Origin of the sequence: Modicisalibacter xianhensis (assembly GCF_900113605.1) — a bacterium.
GTDB lineage: Bacteria > Pseudomonadota > Gammaproteobacteria > Pseudomonadales > Halomonadaceae > Modicisalibacter > Modicisalibacter xianhensis.
On record NZ_FOPY01000007.1, the window covers coordinates 107,788 to 126,483 of the forward strand.

The 18,696-nt window shown below is 61.4% G+C and carries 15 protein-coding genes; 13 read left to right on the plus strand and 2 right to left on the minus strand.

The annotated features are described in order from the left end of the window. The first annotated feature begins 106 nt into the window (after positions 1-106). The 11 genes from topA to thpD all read left to right on the plus strand — a co-directional run bounded on the left by topA (position 107) and on the right by thpD (position 14,419). A complete protein-coding gene (gene topA / locus BM194_RS09840) occupies positions 107-2,737 on the plus strand; it encodes a type I DNA topoisomerase (RefSeq protein WP_092846222.1) in 2,631 nt (876 codons plus the stop codon). Next, the gene (locus BM194_RS09845; protein ID WP_092846224.1) at positions 2,734-3,195 is read left to right on the plus strand and encodes a DUF6586 family protein; all 462 of its coding nucleotides are present in this window, start codon (positions 2,734-2,736) and stop codon (positions 3,193-3,195) included. Before topA ends, BM194_RS09845 begins: the two co-directional genes overlap by 4 nt. A 100-nt stretch (positions 3,196-3,295) precedes the next feature. Next, positions 3,296-3,532, plus strand: coding sequence for a hypothetical protein (locus tag BM194_RS09850; protein ID WP_243836115.1), 237 nt, complete (start codon positions 3,296-3,298; stop codon positions 3,530-3,532). Between the two features lie 107 nt (positions 3,533-3,639). Beyond that, positions 3,640-4,476: a transglutaminase-like domain-containing protein gene (locus tag BM194_RS09855; protein ID WP_092846529.1), complete on the plus strand. Its 837-nt coding sequence runs from the start codon at positions 3,640-3,642 to the stop codon at positions 4,474-4,476. Continuing rightward, positions 4,473-5,003, plus strand: a complete 531-nt coding sequence (locus tag BM194_RS09860) for a LabA-like NYN domain-containing protein (protein WP_092846228.1) — start codon at positions 4,473-4,475, stop codon at positions 5,001-5,003. The genes BM194_RS09855 and BM194_RS09860 overlap by 4 nt, the downstream gene beginning before the upstream one ends. A gap of 137 nt (positions 5,004-5,140) precedes the next feature. Continuing rightward, a complete protein-coding gene (locus BM194_RS09865) occupies positions 5,141-7,402 on the plus strand; it encodes a S8 family serine peptidase (RefSeq protein WP_092846230.1) in 2,262 nt (753 codons plus the stop codon). Positions 7,403-7,676: 274 nt separating this feature from the next. Further along, complete coding sequence (locus BM194_RS09870; RefSeq protein ID WP_092846232.1) at positions 7,677-8,891, plus strand: thiamine pyrophosphate-dependent dehydrogenase E1 component subunit alpha; 1,215 nt, start codon at positions 7,677-7,679, stop codon at positions 8,889-8,891. Continuing rightward, positions 8,884-9,861: an alpha-ketoacid dehydrogenase subunit beta gene (locus BM194_RS09875; RefSeq protein ID WP_092846234.1), complete on the plus strand. Its 978-nt coding sequence runs from the start codon at positions 8,884-8,886 to the stop codon at positions 9,859-9,861. The genes BM194_RS09870 and BM194_RS09875 overlap by 8 nt, the downstream gene beginning before the upstream one ends. Before the next feature lie 26 nt (positions 9,862-9,887). After that, positions 9,888-11,522, plus strand: coding sequence for a dihydrolipoyllysine-residue acetyltransferase (locus BM194_RS09880; RefSeq protein ID WP_092846236.1), 1,635 nt, complete (start codon positions 9,888-9,890; stop codon positions 11,520-11,522). Between the two features lie 27 nt (positions 11,523-11,549). Next, positions 11,550-13,391, plus strand: a complete 1,842-nt coding sequence (locus BM194_RS09885; RefSeq protein ID WP_092846238.1) for a protein kinase domain-containing protein — start codon at positions 11,550-11,552, stop codon at positions 13,389-13,391. A 116-nt stretch (positions 13,392-13,507) separates the two neighbouring features. After that, positions 13,508-14,419, plus strand: a complete 912-nt coding sequence (gene thpD, locus BM194_RS09890; protein ID WP_092846240.1) for an ectoine hydroxylase — start codon at positions 13,508-13,510, stop codon at positions 14,417-14,419. A 140-nt stretch (positions 14,420-14,559) separates the two neighbouring features. Here thpD and BM194_RS09895 read toward each other — a convergent pair whose 3' ends face one another. Beyond that, the gene (locus BM194_RS09895) at positions 14,560-15,510 is read right to left on the minus strand and encodes a potassium channel family protein (RefSeq protein ID WP_092846242.1); all 951 of its coding nucleotides are present in this window, start codon (positions 15,508-15,510) and stop codon (positions 14,560-14,562) included. 119 nt (positions 15,511-15,629) lie between these two features. On the opposite strand from BM194_RS09895, the gene BM194_RS09900 reads away from it, so the two are divergent. Next, complete coding sequence (locus tag BM194_RS09900; protein ID WP_092846244.1) at positions 15,630-16,220, plus strand: DUF4202 domain-containing protein; 591 nt, start codon at positions 15,630-15,632, stop codon at positions 16,218-16,220. Between the two features lie 195 nt (positions 16,221-16,415). Further along, on the plus strand, positions 16,416-16,868 hold the full coding sequence (locus BM194_RS09905) for a hemerythrin domain-containing protein (protein ID WP_092846246.1): 453 nt from the start codon (positions 16,416-16,418) through the stop codon (positions 16,866-16,868). Positions 16,869-16,947: 79 nt separating this feature from the next. Here BM194_RS09905 and BM194_RS09910 read toward each other — a convergent pair whose 3' ends face one another. Next, complete coding sequence (locus BM194_RS09910) at positions 16,948-18,615, minus strand: FMN-binding glutamate synthase family protein (protein WP_092846248.1); 1,668 nt, start codon at positions 18,613-18,615, stop codon at positions 16,948-16,950. Positions 18,616-18,696: the final 81 nt, after the last annotated feature.

Consider the following 18,696-nt stretch of genomic DNA (forward strand, 5'->3'; position numbering starts at 1 on the left):
CTGGCGCAAAGTGAATGGCTGGGGTAGGGTAGGCGCATTTTTCCGTCTCACCGATGGACAGGCCGCCGATGGCTGACATCGGCCTAGAAGAAAGATTTGGAGCACTATGGGCAAGTCACTGGTGATCGTCGAGTCGCCGGCCAAGGCCAAGACGATCAACAAATACCTCGGCAATGACTTCATCGTGAAGTCGAGCGTAGGTCATATTCGTGACCTGCCGACCAGCGGCTCGGGCAAGAGTGCCAGCGATCCCAAGGAGCGCGCTCGACAGGCGGCCGCCACGCGCAAGATGTCGCCCGATGAGAAGGCGGCCTACAAGAAGCAGAAGTCATGGGACCAACTGGTCCGGCGCATGGGCATCGATCCCGAACATGGCTGGAAGGCCAACTACGAGATCCTGCCGGGCAAGGAAAAGGTCGTGGCCGAACTGGCCAAGCTGGCCGAGAAGGCCGATGCCATCTATCTGGCCACCGACTTGGACCGCGAAGGGGAGGCCATCGCCTGGCACCTGAAGGAAACCATCGGTGGCGACGACGAGCGCTACAAGCGGGTCGTGTTCAACGAGATCACCAAGAACGCCATCAAGGAGGCATTCAAGGAGCCTGGCAATCTCAACGTGCCGCGTGTCGAGGCCCAGCAGTCACGGCGGTTTCTCGACCGTATCGTGGGCTTCATGCTCTCGCCGTTACTGTGGAACAAGATTGCGCGTGGCCTGTCCGCCGGTCGCGTCCAGTCGGTGGCCGTGCGCCTGATCGTCGAGCGTGAGCGCGAGATTCGTGCCTTCGTGCCCGAGGAGTTCTGGGATGTGCATGCCGACCTGGTCAGCCCCGATGGTGAGCCGGTGCGCTTCGAGCTGGCGCGCCAGGACGGCAAGCCTTTCCGGCCGACCTCCGAGGCCGAGACCATGGAGCGCATTGCCGGCCTGAAACAGGCGGCATTGGCAATCACAGCGCGTGAGGAAAAGCCCACGCGCTCCAAGCCGAATGCGCCTTTCATCACCTCGACCCTGCAGCAGGCTGCCAGCGGTCGCCTGGGCTTCTCGGTCAAGAAGACCATGACCCTGGCCCAGCGGCTCTACGAGGCTGGCTATATCACCTACATGCGTACCGATTCCACCAACCTGTCGCAGGATGCGGTGAACGGAGTGCGCGACTACATCGAAGGGGCGTTCGGCAAGCGTTACCTGCCCGAATCGCCGAATCGCTACACCAGCAAGGAAGGCGCCCAGGAGGCCCACGAGGCGATTCGTCCCTCCGAGGTGACCCGCACTGCCAGTGACCTGGCGGGCATGGAGCGCGATGCTGAACGTCTTTATGACCTGATCTGGCGCCAGTTCGTGGCATGCCAGATGCCACCGGCGGAATACCTCTCGACCACGTTGACCGTGGAAACCGGTGGCTACGAGCTGCGTGCCAAGGGCCGTGTACTCAAGTTCGACGGCTATACTCGCGTGCTCAAGCCCACCGGCAAGAAGGACGAGGACCAGACCCTGCCCGACCTGGCCGAAGGCACATCGATGACGCTGGACCGGCTCGATCCGCAGCAGCACTTCACCAAGCCGCCGGCCCGCTTCACCGAAGCCAGCCTGGTCAAGGAGCTGGAAAAACGTGGCATTGGCCGGCCGTCGACCTACGCCTCGATCATTTCGACCATCCAGGACCGGGGTTACGTCAAGCTCGAGAACCGGCGCTTCTATGCCGAAAAGCTGGGGGACATTGTCACGGATCGGCTTTCAGAGTCGTTCAGCGATCTGATGGATTACGGCTTTACGGCGCGTATGGAAGACAGCCTCGACGAAGTGGCCGAGGGGGAACGTGACTGGCGCAGCCTGCTCGACGACTTCTATGCCGAGTTCCGGACCAAGCTGGAACATGCCGAGGGCGAGGAAGGCATGCGTCCCAACCAGCCGGTGCCCACCGACATCGACTGTCCGAGTTGCGGACGCAAGATGCAGATTCGTACTGCCTCGACCGGCGTGTTCCTGGGCTGCTCCGGCTATAACCTGCCGCCCAAGGAGCGCTGCAAGACCACCATAGACCTGATTCCCGGCGACGAGGCGGTGGCCGCCGATGCCGGCGAGGATGCCGAAACCGACGCGCTGCGTGCCAAGCGCCGCTGCCCCAAGTGCGGCACGGCGATGGACAGCTACCTCATCGACGAGACCCGCAAGCTGCACATCTGCGGCAACAGCCCGGATTGCGACGGCTACGAGATCGAACAGGGGCGCTTCAAGCTCAAGGGCTACGAGGGGCCGACCATCGAGTGCGACAAGTGCGGCAGCGACATGCAGCTCAAGTCGGGGCGTTTCGGCAAGTACTTCGGCTGCACCAACGACAACTGCAAGAACACCCGCAAGCTGCTTAGGAATGGGGAGGTCGCGCCGCCCAAGATGGACCCGATCCCGATGCCGGAGCTAGCCTGTCAGAAGGTCGATGACCATTATGTCCTGCGTGATGGGGCCAGCGGACTGTTCCTGGCCGCCAGCCAGTTTCCCAAGAATCGCGAGACCCGCGCACCGCTGGTCGAGGAGCTCAAGGCCCACGCCAAGGAGCTGCCCGAGAAGTATCATTTCCTTCTCGATGCACCGAGTAAGGACCCGGATGGCCGCCCGGCGCAGATCCGTTTCACGCGCAAGACCAAGAGCCAGTACGTCATGACCGAAGAGGATGGCAAGGCCACCGGCTGGAAGGCAACCTATGACGACGGTCGCTGGCATGTCGAGGACAAGCGTAAATGACCCCGAGAAGCCGAACCAACCAACTGCTGTACCAGGCGGAGCTGTTGCTTGCGCTCCCTGGCGGGGACGACGAGCATGCCGCTTCGCGGCGCATGGCCACAGAGGAAGGGGCGCTGGCACTGCTGGAACTCGCCCTCAATGCCGCGCTGCGCGAAGTGACGGAGCATGCTCGCCTAGCGCGTCATGACTGGCGAGGACTGCTGGGCAGTGACGAGGAAGCCATCGCCGAGGTGCGGCGTTTACGCGAGCTCAAGGAAACGCCCGATAGCTGGCTTGGGGTACTGACGGCTCGCATCGACACGTTGCACAGCGTCGACGGGGCGGCACGACGTGAAACCGGCGACGCCTCGTTGATCGTGGCTGCCGGCCGCATGGCGCTGGTCGATGAATTGCGCTGGTGCCTGCGTGAGTTCAAGGCATCGCTGAGTGCGCTGCGCGAAACCAGCTTCGAATGGTGACGTCTTTCCAGCCGGGGTGGTAACCTTGAGAAAAATAACGACCATGGCGTATCGCTGTGGTCGTTTTTCATTACACGGTACCCGACTAGCCGAGGTGTTTGTGTCAGAGACTGCCATATTGGAAATTGTCGAACTCGCCGATGGCGAGATCGTGTTGCGCCCTGCCGAAGGCGAGGGCAAGCCGCTGTTGAGTATTCGCATATCCGACGAGGCGGCCGATCTGCTGCGCAATAGCCGCTTTGAGGTGGCCCGCGAAATGATCGATCACGCCATCACTCGCACTACCCTGTGGGAAGGCGGTGAAGAAGATGCCGAGTTGCCCGATACGGTGCATTGACCCTCGGTGCCAGGTATCTGCCTGGAATAGTCGATAGTCCACGAAAAACCGCTCGCCGTTGGCGAATGGCGCGTATGCTCAAGGTTCTACCTCTTGAGGCGCGCGGCATGCATCTTCGCATCGGTTATGAAATCGTTTACGAGTGTCCCCAGCCGACACCCATGATCCTAATGACTCATGTGCATTATTCGCGGGTCTCGGATTTGGTGTCACCGGACTCGCTGATCACCAAGCCCGCATTACCGACGTCTGCCTACCGGGACTCTTTCGGCAACTGGTGCGTGCGCCTGGTCGCACCGGCGGGCCGCACCGTGCTCATGACGGATACCGTGATTCGTGTATCGGCGCAGCCCGATATCGCATGCCGTTGGGCAAGCCAGATCCCGGTCGAGTCACTGCCGGCCGAGACGCTGCAGTTTCTGCTGGGAAGTCGTTATTGCGAGACCGATCGCCTGTCGGATATTGCGTGGCAACTGGTGGGGGCTGCTCCGCCAGGCTGGGAGCGCGTCCAGGCGATCTGCGACTTCGTACACCGGCATATCACGTTCGGCTACCACTTTGCCCGGGCCACCAAGTCGGCATTCGAGGTCTACCATGAGCGCGGCGGAGTCTGCCGCGACTTTGCTCATCTGGCCATTGCCCTGTGTCGTGCAGTCAATATTCCTGCGCGGTACTGCACTGGGTATCTGAGCGATATCGATATCCCGCCGCCGCACTCACCCATGGATTTCCATGCCTGGTTCGAGGCCTATCTGGGAGATGGCTGGTATACGTTCGATCCACGTAACAACGATCGTCGAGTCGGTCGTGTGTTGATTGCCTATGGCCGCGATGCCGCCGACGTACCCATCGCCCATACGTTCGGGCCAGCGCTGCTGAGCAACTTTCGCGTCTGGACCGAAGAGGATCATGAAGAGTTACCTGGCGAAAGGGGGCAGCAATGAGTCGCGATGATGTGAAGTTCCGTTCCAAGGTGGCATGCGGTGCGGAACGCGTTGCCATTCTGGTTGACGTCCAGAACGTTTATTACACGACGAAGCAGGTATTCGACCGCCATTTCGATTACAACACGTTCTGGAAACAAGTGACTGATGGGCGGGAGGTAGTGGCTGCCATGGCGTATGCCATTGCACGAGACGACGTCAAGCAGCAACAATTCCAGAATATTCTCCGTGGTATCGGATTCGAGGTAAGGCTCAAGCCCTACCTCCAGCGTAGCGATGGCTCGACCAAGGGCGACTGGGATGTCGGCATCACGCTGGATGCCATCCGTCTTGCCGAGCAGGTCGACCGTATCGTACTGGTCTCGGGTGATGGTGACTTCGACCTGCTCGCCCAGCGGGCGCGACATCGCTATGGCGTGGCGTTCGATGTCTTTGGCGTTGCCGAACTGACTGCACGTTCGCTCAGGCTTGCCGCCAGTGAATTCGTTGCCATCAACGAAGGATTGTTGCTCGAAAGGCGTGACTGATCGGCACGGCCCATGCGGGGCTACGGTTCCATTCGCGATCATCAAGAAATGTGCTTCCAAAGTGCAGCTTTTCGCAGCTTCGCTTGGCTGAGGTGCCGATAAGGTGACTCCGTGGCAGAAACCTGCGGAGCACCGAAATGTTCTTCCCCAAGCATCCTCTCACGCTGGCGCTTTCCTTGATCGTGTCTTCTTTGGCCGTTTCCGGCTGCTCCAGCGGCGGTGGGGGTGGTTCCAGTGCCCACAACGACGCTGGCCGTCACGACCCGGTTCTCGAATGGGCCCCTCCCGTCAAGGAGTCATCCGGCACGCTCGATAGCGATGGCAACGCAACCTTGCCGGTGTTGTCGGGAGAGGCCGTGCTCGTGGGTATTGCCGATGCCGGGTTTCGTGTCACGCACGAAGCGCTGTCCGGCAGCAAGCGGGCCACGGTCAACCTGTACGATCCCTCTTCGTCAGGCGTGTCCACCAACGCCGACCACGGTACCGCAGTGGCTTCGCTGGTGGCCGGTGGGCCTGGTGATGCCGACCTCATCCTGGCCAAGGTCAACGATGACACTTCCTCGGTGACCGATTCACGACTGCTGGACTACAGCGTGGGTTTTCTGGCCGACCAAGGCGCACGTGTCATCAATCAGAGTTACAGCCATCGTCTGGAAGCGCCGAGTTCAACGGCTACCTACCAGGGCGTGAATCTACTCAATTCCTTGAAGCAGATCACCACCAGCAATGCTGGCAAGGGGACGGTCTATGTCGTGGCGGCGGCCAACGATGGCAAGCCACTCACGGCAACCAATCCGGTTCACCAGTATTCGGGTATCTTCGAGCGCATGCTGATTGTCGGTGGCACGGTCGGCGAGGATGCGCAACTGAAGGCCCATGCAAGCAGCAACCATCCAGGTGAGGATGCACAGTGGCAGTCCCGCTTCCTCACGGCGCCCTGGCAGGCCAAGGCTGCCATTGCCACCAGTGATACGTCCTACGCGATCTGGCATGGCACGTCGGTGGCCGCTCCGGTGGTAAGTGCCTACGCCGCGGCAATCATGCAGCTTTGGCCGCACCTGGATGCCAAGCAGGTTTCTGCATTGCTGCTCGATACAGCGAGCAAGTCGTCCGACCTGTACCGGCAGAATACCTGCGGGGCGGCGGGGGCCACCAACTGTGGTGTCTACTACCTTGGCCAGGGCGAAGCGGATATCCAGGCAGCCTTGTCGCCTCAGGGCGAGCTGTCGGTGCCGACAGGCGACCGGGTCGAAGGCGAGTCTCATACGGCCAGTCAGAGCGTGGCCCAGCTTTCCGGGGCTTTTGGACAGGCACTGGCCGATTCCGGGGCGCTGAGCGACGTGGCCATGTTCGACGATTTGGGAAGAGATTATCGTATCGACCTCTCCGGGCATGTCGCGGCGCAGTCATCACGCTCGGAAGATATGCGCCTCGCCATGGGGCGCATGGCCGGTGCGTCGATGAAAGCGCGTTCGGTCGTTGAGACAGGCGGTACGCAGTCCGGCTTCATGGCCCGTTTCGATATGTCAGGCGAAGGCGTCGCCTCGCGCTTCGATGGCCAGTTGGGGCGCAGCCACTGGACGTCGTTCCAGTATCGGGGAGGTGAAACAAGCCCGGTCGGGCCATTCGCGGAAGCGGGCTTCATGCCCATGCTGTCTTTCCAGGGCGGGTCGGCATTCACACGCCATCTGGATAGCGTGACCGGGCTCGAGAGCCGCTATGCCTTGACGGAGGCCCTGTCGCTGACGGCCGGGCACTGGCAGGGCGATAGCGAACGGCAACAGGCATTGAGCGATTACGCGGTAGAGAGGACAGATCTCGGACTGAATTATGCGCTGACCGATGACCTGACGCTGTCTGCCGGAGCCGGTCTGGTGCAGGAGGAAAATGGCCTGCTGGGCGCTCAGGGCAGCGGGGCGTTCGATCTTGGCGAAGAGAATCGTCTGACCTTGGGACGTGTTGGCCTTGATTATGCGTTCGGCGATCGCTGGTCGGGCTTTGCCAGCTACGAACGGGGCCATGGCGACAGCGTGCCGGGAGACGGCCTGATTGAGCGCATCGATAATCTTCGTGCCGAGGAGATGGCGTTGGGCATGCAGTGGCGTGGCGATCGCCACCAGGCGGCGCTGACGCTCAAGCAACCCCTGCGCCTGGATGATGCCACGGCCACGCTCGACGTGCCGGTAGGGCGCACACTGGACGGCCAGGTCGTTCGCGAAACACGTCGTGTGCCGCTGGCGCCGTCCGGACAGCAGCGCGATATCGAACTGGGCTATGCCTTTCAGCAGGACCTGCTGACCCAGTGGCGTCTCAACTTGTTGTACACCCTGGAGCCCGGTCACGACCGCGGGGCCGATAGCGAGATGGCTACGCTGCTGAACTACTCGCGCACCTTCTGACCCCTGCCATGCACGTCTCTGCAAGGCGGCCTCGTGCCGCCTTTTTTCGTGCTTGCATAGACTAACGTTGCAGACTGCAATGGCTGACGTGGCGACGTGCTTTCTCTATCTTACGTTAACGTAAACCTGCAATCTTGCGCATACGCCGGTGGCCTCGCCACCTTGCGTGCGAAAGGTGCGGCGGCGACACCGCCGGCGGGTGACCGACACCAGGCACCCACAAGGTGTCATAGCGTCTCTCCCTACCCGGGACACGAGAACGAGGAAGAGGACCATGACCACAACAACAACGGCACCCGTCGTGCATTCGCTGGCCTTCATGAACGGCGACGAGTTCCGTATTCCCGTCTTCAAGTTGCTCAAGCGCGACGGTACCCCCTACAAGCACGCCAAGCTGCCCGAGCTCGACAAGGACAAGGCGCTGCGCATCTACCGCGCCATGCTGTTCACGCGCGTGCTCGACGAACGCATGCTGGCCGCCCAGCGTCAGGGGCGGCTGAGCTTCTACATGCAGTGCACCGGCGAGGAAGCCACCATCATCGGCAGCGCCGCAGCCCTGGACGATGAAGACATGATCATGGCCCAGTACCGCGAGCAGGGCGCACTGGCCTATCGCGGCTTCGGCGTCGACGAGTTCATGGACCAGTTGTTCGGCAACGAGCGCGATCATGGCAAGGGGCGCCAGATGCCGGTGCACTATGGCTCGAAAGACCTGCACTACATGACCATCTCGTCGCCGCTGGCCACCCAGATACCGCAGGCCACCGGTTACGCCTATGGCCAGAAGTTGTCCGGGCTCGGCCACTGCACACTGACCGTGTTCGGCGAAGGGGCGGCATCGGAGGGCGACTTTCATGCAGCCCTGAACATGGCCTCGGTGCATCAGGTACCGGTCATCTTCCTGTGCCGTAACAACGGCTACGCGATTTCCACACCGGCCCACGAGCAGTTTTCCGCCGATGGTATCGCGCCGCGTGCCTTTGGGTACCACATGAAAGTCGTGCGAGTCGATGGCAACGATATCCTCGCTGTTTACCAGGCGACGCGCGAGGCACGCTGCTGGGCGGTGGAGAACAACCGGCCTGTGCTGATCGAGGCCATGACCTATCGCCTGGCGGCGCATTCATCGTCGGACGATCCTTCCGGCTATCGCAGCAAGAAGGAAGAGGAGGCCTGGCGCGACAAGGATCCGGTGCTGCGCATGCGCCTTTGGCTGGAGCAGCAGGGGTGGTGGGCCGAGGAAGACGAGAAGCGCGAACAGGACACCCTACGGCGCGAGGTGCTGGAGGCCATGAAGCGTGCCGAGAAGCGCCCGCCGCCGCCGTTGGAAAGCCTGGTCACCGACGTCTACGATCAGGTGCCCCCGTTGCTGGCAGAACAGCTCGACAGGCTCAAGGAGCATATCCGCAAGTATCCCGATGCCTACCCGAGAGGGGCCAGAGGCCTGAAGGAAGACACCCAGGGCAGCGGAGGTGGCGAACATGCCTAAGATGAACATGTTGCAGGCCATCAATAATGCGCTCGACATCGCCATGGCCGCGGACGACAAGGTGATCTGCTTCGGTGAGGACGTGGGCATTTTCGGGGGCGTGTTCCGCGCCACCAGCCACCTGCAGGAAAAATACGGTCGGGCGCGCTGCTTCAACACGCCGCTGGTCGAGCAGGGCATCATCGGCTTTGCCAACGGCCTGGCCGCCCAGGGCTCGACACCCGTGGCCGAAATCCAGTTCGCCGATTACATCTTTCCGGCCTTCGACCAGATCGTCAACGAGTCGGCCAAGTTCCGCTATCGTTCGGGAGATCTGTTCAATGTCGGTGGGCTGACCATTCGCACACCCTACGGTGGCGGGATTTCCGGCGGGCTTTATCACTCGCAATCGCCGGAGGCCTATTTCGCCCATACCCCGGGGCTCAAGATTGCGGTGCCACGCAACCCCCACCAGGCCAAGGGCTTGTTGCTGGCGGCGATTCGCGACCCCAACCCGGTGCTGTTCTTCGAGCCCAAGCGCCTCTACCGTGCCTCTACCGGCGAGGTGCCGGAAGAAGACTACCAGTTGCCGCTCGGGCAGGCCGAGATCGTCAAGGAAGGCGGCGACATTACCCTGCTGGCCTGGGGGGCGCAGATGGAGATGGTCGAGAAGGCTGCCGAGCTTGCCGAGAAGGAAGGCGTTTCCTGCGAGATCATCGACCTGCGCACCATCGTGCCGTGGGACATTGACACCGTGGTCGACTCGGTGCTTAAGACCGGGCGCCTGGTCGTCACCCACGAGGCGCCTTTGACCGGGGGCTTCGCCGGCGAGATCGCCGCGACAATACAGGAGCGCTGCTTCCTCTACCTGGAATCGCCCATCGCCCGAGTGACCGGCCTGGACACGCCTTTCCCGCTGACGTTGGAAAAGGAATACATGCCGGATCACCTCAAGGTCTTCGAGGCGATCAAGCAGAGCATGGCCTTTTGAGCACGGGACGATTCCAGGAGCAAATCATGAGCGATTTCATACTGCCGGACATCGGCGAAGGTATCGTCGAGTGCGAGCTGGTCAAATGGCTGATCAGCGAGGGTGACATCATCGAGGAAGACCAGCCGGTTGCCGAGGTCATGACCGACAAGGCGCTGGTGGAAATTCCCGCACCCCACCGGGGCCGTGTGACACGGCTGTACTACAAGGAAGGCGAGACCGCCAAGGTGCATGCACCGCTGTTCGCTGTCGAGGAGGAGAGCGATGGGGCCCAGGGTGCTGCGGATGATGCAGATGCAGCACGCACCGCGGCCAGCGCTCACGATACGAAAGATGATCTTGAGAGCGATGCGCTACAGGTTGCGCAGGGCGACAGTGGCGACGAGGCCAGCGAGGATTTCATCCTGCCGGACATCGGCGAGGGCATCGTCGAGTGCGAGGTGGTGACCTGGCGGGTCCGCGAGGGCGACGAGATCGCGGAAGACCAGCCGGTGGTCGATGTAATGACCGACAAGGCGCTGGTCGAGATCACCGCACCCGAAGCGGGGCGCGTCACGCGGCTCTATTACCGCGAGCAGGAAAGTGCCCGCGTGCATGCACCGCTGTTCGCCTTCGTCCCGCATGGTCGGGCTGCGCAGCCTAAGCCAGGCACTGCCTCGTCGTCACCGGAGCCTGTGGCTTCGCGGCCCGAATCCCGGCTACTAGCGGCATCCGCCGACAATGCGCGTGGCCAGGGCGCTCGCGGACGCATTCCCGCCAGTCCCGCCGTGCGCCGTCTGGTGCGCGAGCTCGGGGTGCGACTCGAGGACATTCCCGGCTCCGGCAAGGACGGGCGTGTGCTCAAGGAAGATATTCTGGCCTGGCAAAAGCAGGGTGGCGAAGCGACGCCGACCGAGCCTGTCGTTGCCCAGCGGGAACCCGCGCAGCCGATGCCGGAGCGCAGTGCTGCTCCGGACGACGTCCGTGTCGAGCCGCTGCGTGGCATGCAGGCGGTCATGGCCCGGCGCATGGTCGAATCGGCCACGACCATTCCGCATTTCCATTATGGGGACGAGATTGATGTCACCGAGTTGCTGGCGCTGCGTGAGCGGCTCAAGGCTCGCGCCGAGCGCGAGGGTATTCGCCTGACATTGATGCCGCTGATCATGAAAGCGATGGCCTTGGCGATTCAGGAGTACCCTGTACTCAACAGCCGGCTGGGCGGTGCAGGCGACGAGATACACTACCTGCCGCACTGCAACATGGGTATGGCGGTGGACGGCAAGTCCGGGCTGGTCGTGCCCAACGTCAAGCGGGTCGAACGGTTGAGCCTCATGGAGATTGCCCGCGAAGTCGAGCGGCTCACCGCGGCGGCACGCGAGGGCCGGGTCGCCCAGGATGACCTGCGCGACGGTACCATCAGCATTTCCAATATCGGGGCGCTGGGGGGCACCTATGCGGCGCCGATCATCAACGCGCCGGAAGTGGCTATCGTCGCTCTGGGCCGGGTTCAGCAGCTGCCGCGCTTCGACATGGCAGGCAATGTGGTGTCACGGTCGATCATGACCATTACCTGGGCGGGCGACCATCGCCTTATCGACGGTGGCACCATTGCGCGCTTCTGCAACCTGTGGAAGGGGTTTCTGCAGGAACCGCAGGACATGCTGTTACACCTGGCCTGACGTCGGTCGGGCGCAAGAGGCGTTGCCGTGAGTCAGGAGAAGCTCGAGCAGTTCTACATTCCCGAAGAGCAGTCGATCTACCTGCTCAGCCATGACGATGCGCGCAAGCTCAGGGACTGGGTGGCGCTGTGTCGCTCGCAGCTCGAGCAGCTCGGCTATCGTGACATCGAACTGATCGGCAAGGGGGCCTACGGCTTCGTGTTCGGGGGCGTCACGGCGCTCGGTGACGAATACGTCTTCAAGTTCACGCGCATCACCCTGCCGCAGCCGATCCAGGACCGCCTCGAGGAAGAGGCCTTCATGCTCGAACAGGTCGAGCATCCTCGCGTGCCTCGCCTGATCGCCTTCCAGCGAGTGCGGCGTCAGGCGATCCTGGTCATGGAGCGTGCTCCTGGGATCAACCTCGAGGAGTTCTCGCTGCGTCATGGGCGCCTGTCGCCACGCCTGGTCGTGCGCATTGCTGCCCAGCTTGCCGATATCCTGCGCAGCCTGCGCCGCGAGGCCGGTCCGGCTGGCAAGCCCATCGTGCACGGCGACATCAAGCCATCCAATCTGGTCTACGATCCGCATGCCGAGCGCGTGGCCCTGATCGACTGGGGATCGTCGGTGTTCGCCCAACTCGATGCCAACCAGCAGTTCGTCTCGGCCAACGTCATGGAGCTGATGTCCGACGACCTGCAGCAGACCAATGCGCGTCTCGGTGATGTCTACTTCATCGGTGAGGAGCAACTCAATGGGCATCTGTCGTCGCCGCGTTTCGACGAGCAGGGGGTGGCCGGCACGCTCTACGCGTTGGCCTCGGCACAGTCGTGCCGCTTCGGTCATCGGGCGATTCCCGCCACGGCACTGGGCTTGCCGGTGGAGTTCGCGCGCGTCTTGGACACCATGCTCGACCCGGATCCGGCGGTGCGGACCCGGGCCGGCGACTATTTTCTCGATCATATGCCGCGCATGGCGCGCACGGTGATGATCGAACTCGACGAAAAACCAGAGGCGCCGATGGTGCCGGTCTGGGTCCGGCCCAGCCGCCGGGAGATCGATACCGTCGTCTACAGTTCACGCAAGTCGTTCCTGCGCGAGGAAGGCGGGCCGGATACCCTGCGTGCCGTCAATGACGTACAGCTCGACCGTTACTACAAGAATTTCATGCAAGGCATGGGAGAGACCGAAAAGGCCTTCCTCGTGGCGGTCAGTCGACTGGGCAAGTACCCGGTGGTCGGCGGGCTGGCGGTACGCTGGGAAAGTGATGGCGTCTACATCGATACGGTACTCAACCTCCATGACATGGCGCTCAAGGCGGCGTTCGTGGCGGCGGTCAACAACATGGTCAACCTGGCGCGGGCAATCTATCGTCGCGGCGTGTTCAAGAGCTGCCTGTTCAATGCCCGCGACACCCTGCACATCGACCGCGAGTCGCCGGAAGCACCATTCGTGCCCGACCCCGGCATGGCGATTCCCTACGAGGTCAGCGCTGCCCCGGATCTCGAGGATCGTACCCGCGTGCATTCCTACTTCGAGGATGGGCCCGATCCCGAGGAATTCCTGCAGTTGCCTGACGAGATCATGCGCAGCCTGGAAACGCTCAACGGCATTCATCACACCGGACTGATCATCTTCGAGGCCTTGTCCACCCACCTCAAGATCCACAGCTACTATCGCCTGCTCGATCCCTCCCGCGAGCCGGAATTCCAGGCCAGCCTGCAAGCCATGCTCGCTGCCGTGCCGCTCATTCGCGGTCTGGGGGTCTCCGGCTACATGAAAATGCCGTACAAGGATACCCGCACGTTCTCGCATATCGAACGGTTGCCCGAGCGCTTCTATCCGCGTGATCCGCGCGCCGAGGTGGCGAACAGGACGGTGTCGCCCTGAAAGCGTGCAAAGGCAGTAAAGATACAAACCGTAACGGAGCGGCATTGCGACGGGGAGGTATGGCCGCTACCTTGGGGTAGCTTGGAGATGTATCGCAGACTAATGGAGGAGTTTGCATGAAAGAAACACAGGATCTGTTTCCCACGCGCCTGGAACGCAAACTGGGAATGTTTGAACGCATCGATCCGGTGGTTCACAGCGAAGGCGCAGAGCGCACGAATGGTCCCTTGAGCAAGGAAGAGGTCGACGAGTTCGAGCGCAAAGGCTTTCTATCATTCGAAGGGTTCTTCGACAAGGCGGAGATGGAAGCTTTCATCCAGGAGCTCCGTGATTATGAGGATGACGAAGATCTCAAGCTGTCCGAAGGGACCGTTCTCGAGCCGGGGCGTCAGGAAATTCGCTCGATCTTTGGCATTCATGAAGTTTCCGAACGCTTCAGCCGACTGACCCGCGATCCACGCCTGCTGGCCATGGTTCAGCAATTGCTTGGCAGCGATGTGTACATCCACCAGTCGCGTATCAACTACAAGCCCGGCTTCAAGGGCAAGGGCTTCGACTGGCATTCCGATTTCGAGACCTGGCACAGCGAGGACGGCATGCCACGCATGCGTTCGCTGAGCTGCTCGATCATCCTGACCGATAATGGCGAGTTCAACGGCCCGCTGATGCTGATTCCCGGCTCGCACAACTATTTCGTCCCGTGTGTGGGGCGTACGCCGCAGGATAATTACAAGGAGTCGTTGAAGAGCCAGGACGTCGGTGTGCCCGATGACAACAGCTTGCGCAAGCTGATGCTCGAAGGTGAGATCGAGGCGCCCAAGGGGCCCGCAGGGTCGCTGGTCATGTTCGAGTGCAACACCATGCACGGCTCGAACATCAACATGTCCTGCTGGCCGCGCAGTAACCTGTTCTTCGTCTACAACAGTGTCGAGAACACGCTGCATGATCCGTACTGCGGCAACAAGCCTCGTCCGGAATTCCTGGCCAACCGCTCGGACTGGAATCCGCTCAAGCCGGTCGATACCTGAGCCGGAGCGACCCAAGGCGATTCAGGAAAGGCACCTACGGGTGCCTTTTTTCATTGTTGGTCAGGGGGCATCCCGGGGGGATACCAGACATCCTCCCACTGCCAGCCATCTTTGCGGATATAGGCGGCGAGTTGCTTCTGTCATTGCCTTGATGCCAGCAATCCCTGTATTTCTTCGGGCGTTGCATCGATACCCGCTAGACCTGCGTAAGCTTGCATGTCGGGTATTGCCGGCCTGCCTTGTACCGGGTGAATGAAGGCGCTGCTCAGCGTGTCGAGAAACTGCTCGAGCACTCGCTGGGTCGTGTTCAGCTCGGCTCGGGTCTTGGCCGACAGGTCGGGGCAGGCAAGGCGGACAATGGCCAGTGCCTGATAGAGCCGCGTCAATGAGAGAGGCAGGACATTGTCATGCGAATCTTTATCGCCGCTATGAAAATAGTGCAGGATAGGAAAGGCAAGATGCTGCTGCCCCACGGTATTGATGGACTGGTTAAGCTGCTGTAGCTGTGAACTCAGGTTTTCGTAGCGACCTTCATCGGCCGTACCCTCAAGAATTTGGTAGGGGGATTGGCCCATTGCACTGATTGTCAGGGCCAGTTGCCGCTTTTGCGTGACTGCGGAAACCACGTTAAGCAGATACGTCAGTGTCAGCGTGAACAGGAAGAAACCATTGCCGGCTGCCAGAAACGCCGGCAGGCGCCAGTCGTCGTCGTTAGGGACGAAATCGCCGTAACCCAAGGTGGTAATGGTATAGCCAGTGAAGTAAGCGCGCTCGATGAAGCTGGCGGGTTCCTTGGTGGTGGCATTGACCACGGCATCGTGAGAGGCGCAAAACAGTAGTAGCCAGCCCAGCCAGGCGATGGCCAGCCAAAAAAGTACCAACGAGAAGGCCGCCCAGGGGCCGGCAGCATTAAGCAATCGATGGCGTCTGCTTCGCTGATGGACGCGCAGCAGCAAGTCCCAGGCCAGCGATACCAGGCGGTTGGTGAGCGGGCCGGCGCGCGAGGCGGAAAAGGTGGTCATGATGGCATCGTAATTGATCACGATGACCAGCAAGACACCGAGGATACCCACCAGGGTGCTACCGATCATAGGGCCTCCTTACCTATGTAACTCGCTTGGCCGCGCTCCTTGCGGCCAGACTGGATGGCTTTCGCGGCAATCGCAACGATAGCCCTTTAACTTAGAAGGCAGCGGAGGAAAATCCAAACGTGAGCGGTGACAACGAGCGTTTCAATGACGCCCTCCAGCGACTCGATGCCCTGCATGAAGCAGACCCGAGGATCGAGCAGGTCGATGGCAGGGCCATGCCTCATGAACTGCTGTATGCCCAGCGCATGAGCGCCTGGCTCGAGCGTGTCGCGCCGGAAGCACCGGAAACATTGCGGTTGGCGATTCGGGCGCAGCATCTCCAGCGCTGGACGATTCCTCGCGATGACTACCCGCGCGATCGGCCGGGCTACCTGACGTGGCGACGCGATTTGGGGCGGCGCCAGGCCGAACAGGCGGCCGCCGTGCTGCAAGACGCCGGCTACGATGAGCAGGATTGTGAACAGGTCGCACGCTGGATCCGCAAGGAAGGGCTGCGGCGCGACCCGCATACCCAGGCCCTGGAAGACACGGCGTGCCTGGTATTTCTCGAATACTACCTGAGCGACTTCGCGAAGGAGCACGACGAGGACAAGTTGATACGCATCGTGCAGAAGACGTGGAAGAAAATGTCGCCGCGCGGTCACGAGCTGGCAATGACGATTGCCCTGCCGGATGCAGAGAAACGGCTGATCGAGAAGGCCTTGGCCTGATCTCGAAAGCCTCGTGGCGATAGCGTTATCGCAACGGGCAATCGGTGGCAAGCGGTTTGACACCTTCCAGCATGGGGCTACGTTGAAGTGGCAAGCCAAGCGCTGCATGGATGGGGCAAGCTGCACACAGGCATCTGGCCACCACCATGCAGTCGTTGATACGACCGATGACGATAGCAAGGAGAGCTCCTCACGATGAATGCCCTCGAACTGCTCAAGGAAGACCATGACAAGGTGCGTGACCTGCTCAGCCAACTGGTCAATACCACGGAGCGCGCGGAGAAAAAACGTCCCGAACTGCTGGCCAGAATCGAAAAGGAAGTGATGGTTCACACCAAGATCGAAGAAGAGATCTTCTATCCCGCTTTCAAGAAGGCCAGCGGCAAGCAGAACGACAGAATGTACCATGAGGCTCACGAAGAGCACCGGGCCGTTGAAGACCTGGTGATGCCGGATCTCAAGAAGGCCGACCCGACGGGCACCGAATTTTCCGGCAGGGCGAAGGTGCTCAAGGAACTGCTGGAACATCACGCCGATGAGGAAGAAGACGAGATGTTCGAACAGGCGCGCAAGACCATGTCGGAGCGCGAACTGGAAGAACTTGGCGAGCAGATGCTGGCACGCAAGAAGGAACTGATGGCTGCCTGAGTGCGGTCCGGTTCAGGAAGTGGTGGCCCTGGCAACATGCGGTTGCCAGGGCCTTGTCGTTGGCCTTGGCGCGTCTCGACTAGCGGAGCTTGGTAGCGCGCAATTCCTGCACTGGCACTGGTGGATGAAAGCTATCCGAGCGGGCCGCCTGCCAGTAGTCGCGAAACACGGCATGCTCGGGTGTGCCGTGGAGCAGTTCGTCGGGTTCGAGAAACGGGAAAAGTGACGCGAACGAGCGAATCTCGTTCTTCGAGACACGCCGCAGCACATGCTCCGGCCCCAGTTCGCTGGTGTCCTTCAGGCCTGCGGCGGCCAGCATCTCGGCCAGGGCCTTCAACGTATTGTCATGAAAATGAAAGACCCGCTGGGTCTTGTCGGGCACGTCGAGCTTCTTGCCTCGGCGCTTGTCCTGTGTCGCGACTCCGCTGGGGCAGCGGTCGGTGTGGCAGGCCATGGCCTGGATGCAGCCCAGCGCGAACATGTAACCGCGTGCAGCATTGCACCAGTCTGCGCCCAGAGCAATGGTGCGGGCAATATCGAAGGCGGAAACGATCTTGCCGGCGGCACCGACATGGATCTTGTCGCGCAGTCCGGCACCGACCAGCGTGTTGTGTACCAATAACAGGGCTTCGGTCAGCGGCATCCCGAGCCGGTTGATGAATTCCAGCGGTGCCGCGCCGGTACCGCCCTCGCCACCGTCGACGACGATGAAGTCGGGGCGCGTGCCTGTCTCCAGCATGGCCTTGACCAGGCCGAACCATTCCCACGGATGGCCGATGGTCAGCTTGATACCGACTGGCTTGCCGCCGGAAAGCTCGCGCAGGCGCGCGATGAAATCCATCATCTCCAGCGGCGTCGTGAAGGCCGAATGGGCATAGGGCGAAATGACATCCTGGCCGACCGGCACGCCGCGTGTCGCCGCGATCTCGGACGTTACCTTGGCCGCCGGCAGAATGCCGCCATGCCCGGGTTTGGCACCCTGGCTGAGCTTGATCTCGATCATCTTGACCTGCTCGAGTGTTGCCCCTTCGACAAAGCGCTCCTCACTGAAGGTACCGTCCTCGTTGCGGCAACCGAAATAGCCCGAGCCGATCTCCCAGACCAGGTCGCCTCCCTGGCGGTGGTAGGGCGAGATCGCTCCTTCGCCAGTGTCATGGTAGAAGCTGCCCAGCCTGGCGCCGGCGTTCAGGGCGATAATGGCGTTGGAGGACAGCGAGCCGAAGCTCATCGCCGAGATATTGAAAATACTCGCCGAGTAGGGCTTGGCGCACCCCTGCCCGATGGTAATGCGAAAGTCGTGGGACTCGATCCGGGTCGGTTTCAGCGACGGGCTGATCCATTCGTAACCCTCGGCGTACATGTCCTGTACCGAACCGAATGCCTTCTTGTCCAACACGTTCTTGGCACGCTGGTAAACCAGCGAACGCTGCTCCCGTGAGTAGGGTGTCTGTTCGGTATCCGACTGGATGAAATACTGGCGGATTTCGGGACCGATCGACTCCAGAAAATAACGGAAATGCGCCAGGATTGGATAGTTGCGGCTGACCGTGTGCCGGCGTTGGTGTCGATCGTAGGTGCCAAGCGCCGCCAACACTCCGAACAGCAGTGCCGCCCAGCCCCAGGTTGCCTCGAAGAGCATGGCGACCAGCGAGGCAGCCAGGCCGAGCAGGCTAAGCAGGTAGACGGCATAACGTAATGGCAGCCGGGAGTTGAGCGACAGTCCGAAGGGTTCCAGCGGTGATGGCATTGATAGCTGCGCTCCTTGCAATGATGTAGTGGGTACTGTGACTGCTCCGCATTGTAGCGATAGACGCAAGGGGGCTTCCAC

What these genes read in the sequence shown, in the direction of transcription:
- topA (WP_092846222.1), top strand. Translation starts at nt 107, where the DNA reads ATGGGCAAGTCACTGGTGATCGTCGAGTCGCCGGCCAAGGCCAAGACG.
- BM194_RS09845 (WP_092846224.1), top strand. Translation starts at nt 2,734, where the DNA reads ATGACCCCGAGAAGCCGAACCAACCAACTGCTGTACCAGGCGGAGCTG.
- BM194_RS09855 (WP_092846529.1), top strand. Translation starts at nt 3,640, where the DNA reads ATGCATCTTCGCATCGGTTATGAAATCGTTTACGAGTGTCCCCAGCCG.
- BM194_RS09860 (WP_092846228.1), top strand. Translation starts at nt 4,473, where the DNA reads ATGAGTCGCGATGATGTGAAGTTCCGTTCCAAGGTGGCATGCGGTGCG.
- BM194_RS09865 (WP_092846230.1), top strand. Translation starts at nt 5,141, where the DNA reads ATGTTCTTCCCCAAGCATCCTCTCACGCTGGCGCTTTCCTTGATCGTG.
- BM194_RS09870 (WP_092846232.1), top strand. Translation starts at nt 7,677, where the DNA reads ATGACCACAACAACAACGGCACCCGTCGTGCATTCGCTGGCCTTCATG.
- BM194_RS09875 (WP_092846234.1), top strand. Translation starts at nt 8,884, where the DNA reads ATGCCTAAGATGAACATGTTGCAGGCCATCAATAATGCGCTCGACATC.
- BM194_RS09880 (WP_092846236.1), top strand. Translation starts at nt 9,888, where the DNA reads ATGAGCGATTTCATACTGCCGGACATCGGCGAAGGTATCGTCGAGTGC.
- thpD (WP_092846240.1), top strand. Translation starts at nt 13,508, where the DNA reads ATGAAAGAAACACAGGATCTGTTTCCCACGCGCCTGGAACGCAAACTG.
- BM194_RS09895 (WP_092846242.1), bottom strand. Translation starts at nt 15,510, where the DNA reads ATGATCGGTAGCACCCTGGTGGGTATCCTCGGTGTCTTGCTGGTCATC.
- BM194_RS09905 (WP_092846246.1), top strand. Translation starts at nt 16,416, where the DNA reads ATGAATGCCCTCGAACTGCTCAAGGAAGACCATGACAAGGTGCGTGAC.
- BM194_RS09910 (WP_092846248.1), bottom strand. Translation starts at nt 18,615, where the DNA reads ATGCCATCACCGCTGGAACCCTTCGGACTGTCGCTCAACTCCCGGCTG.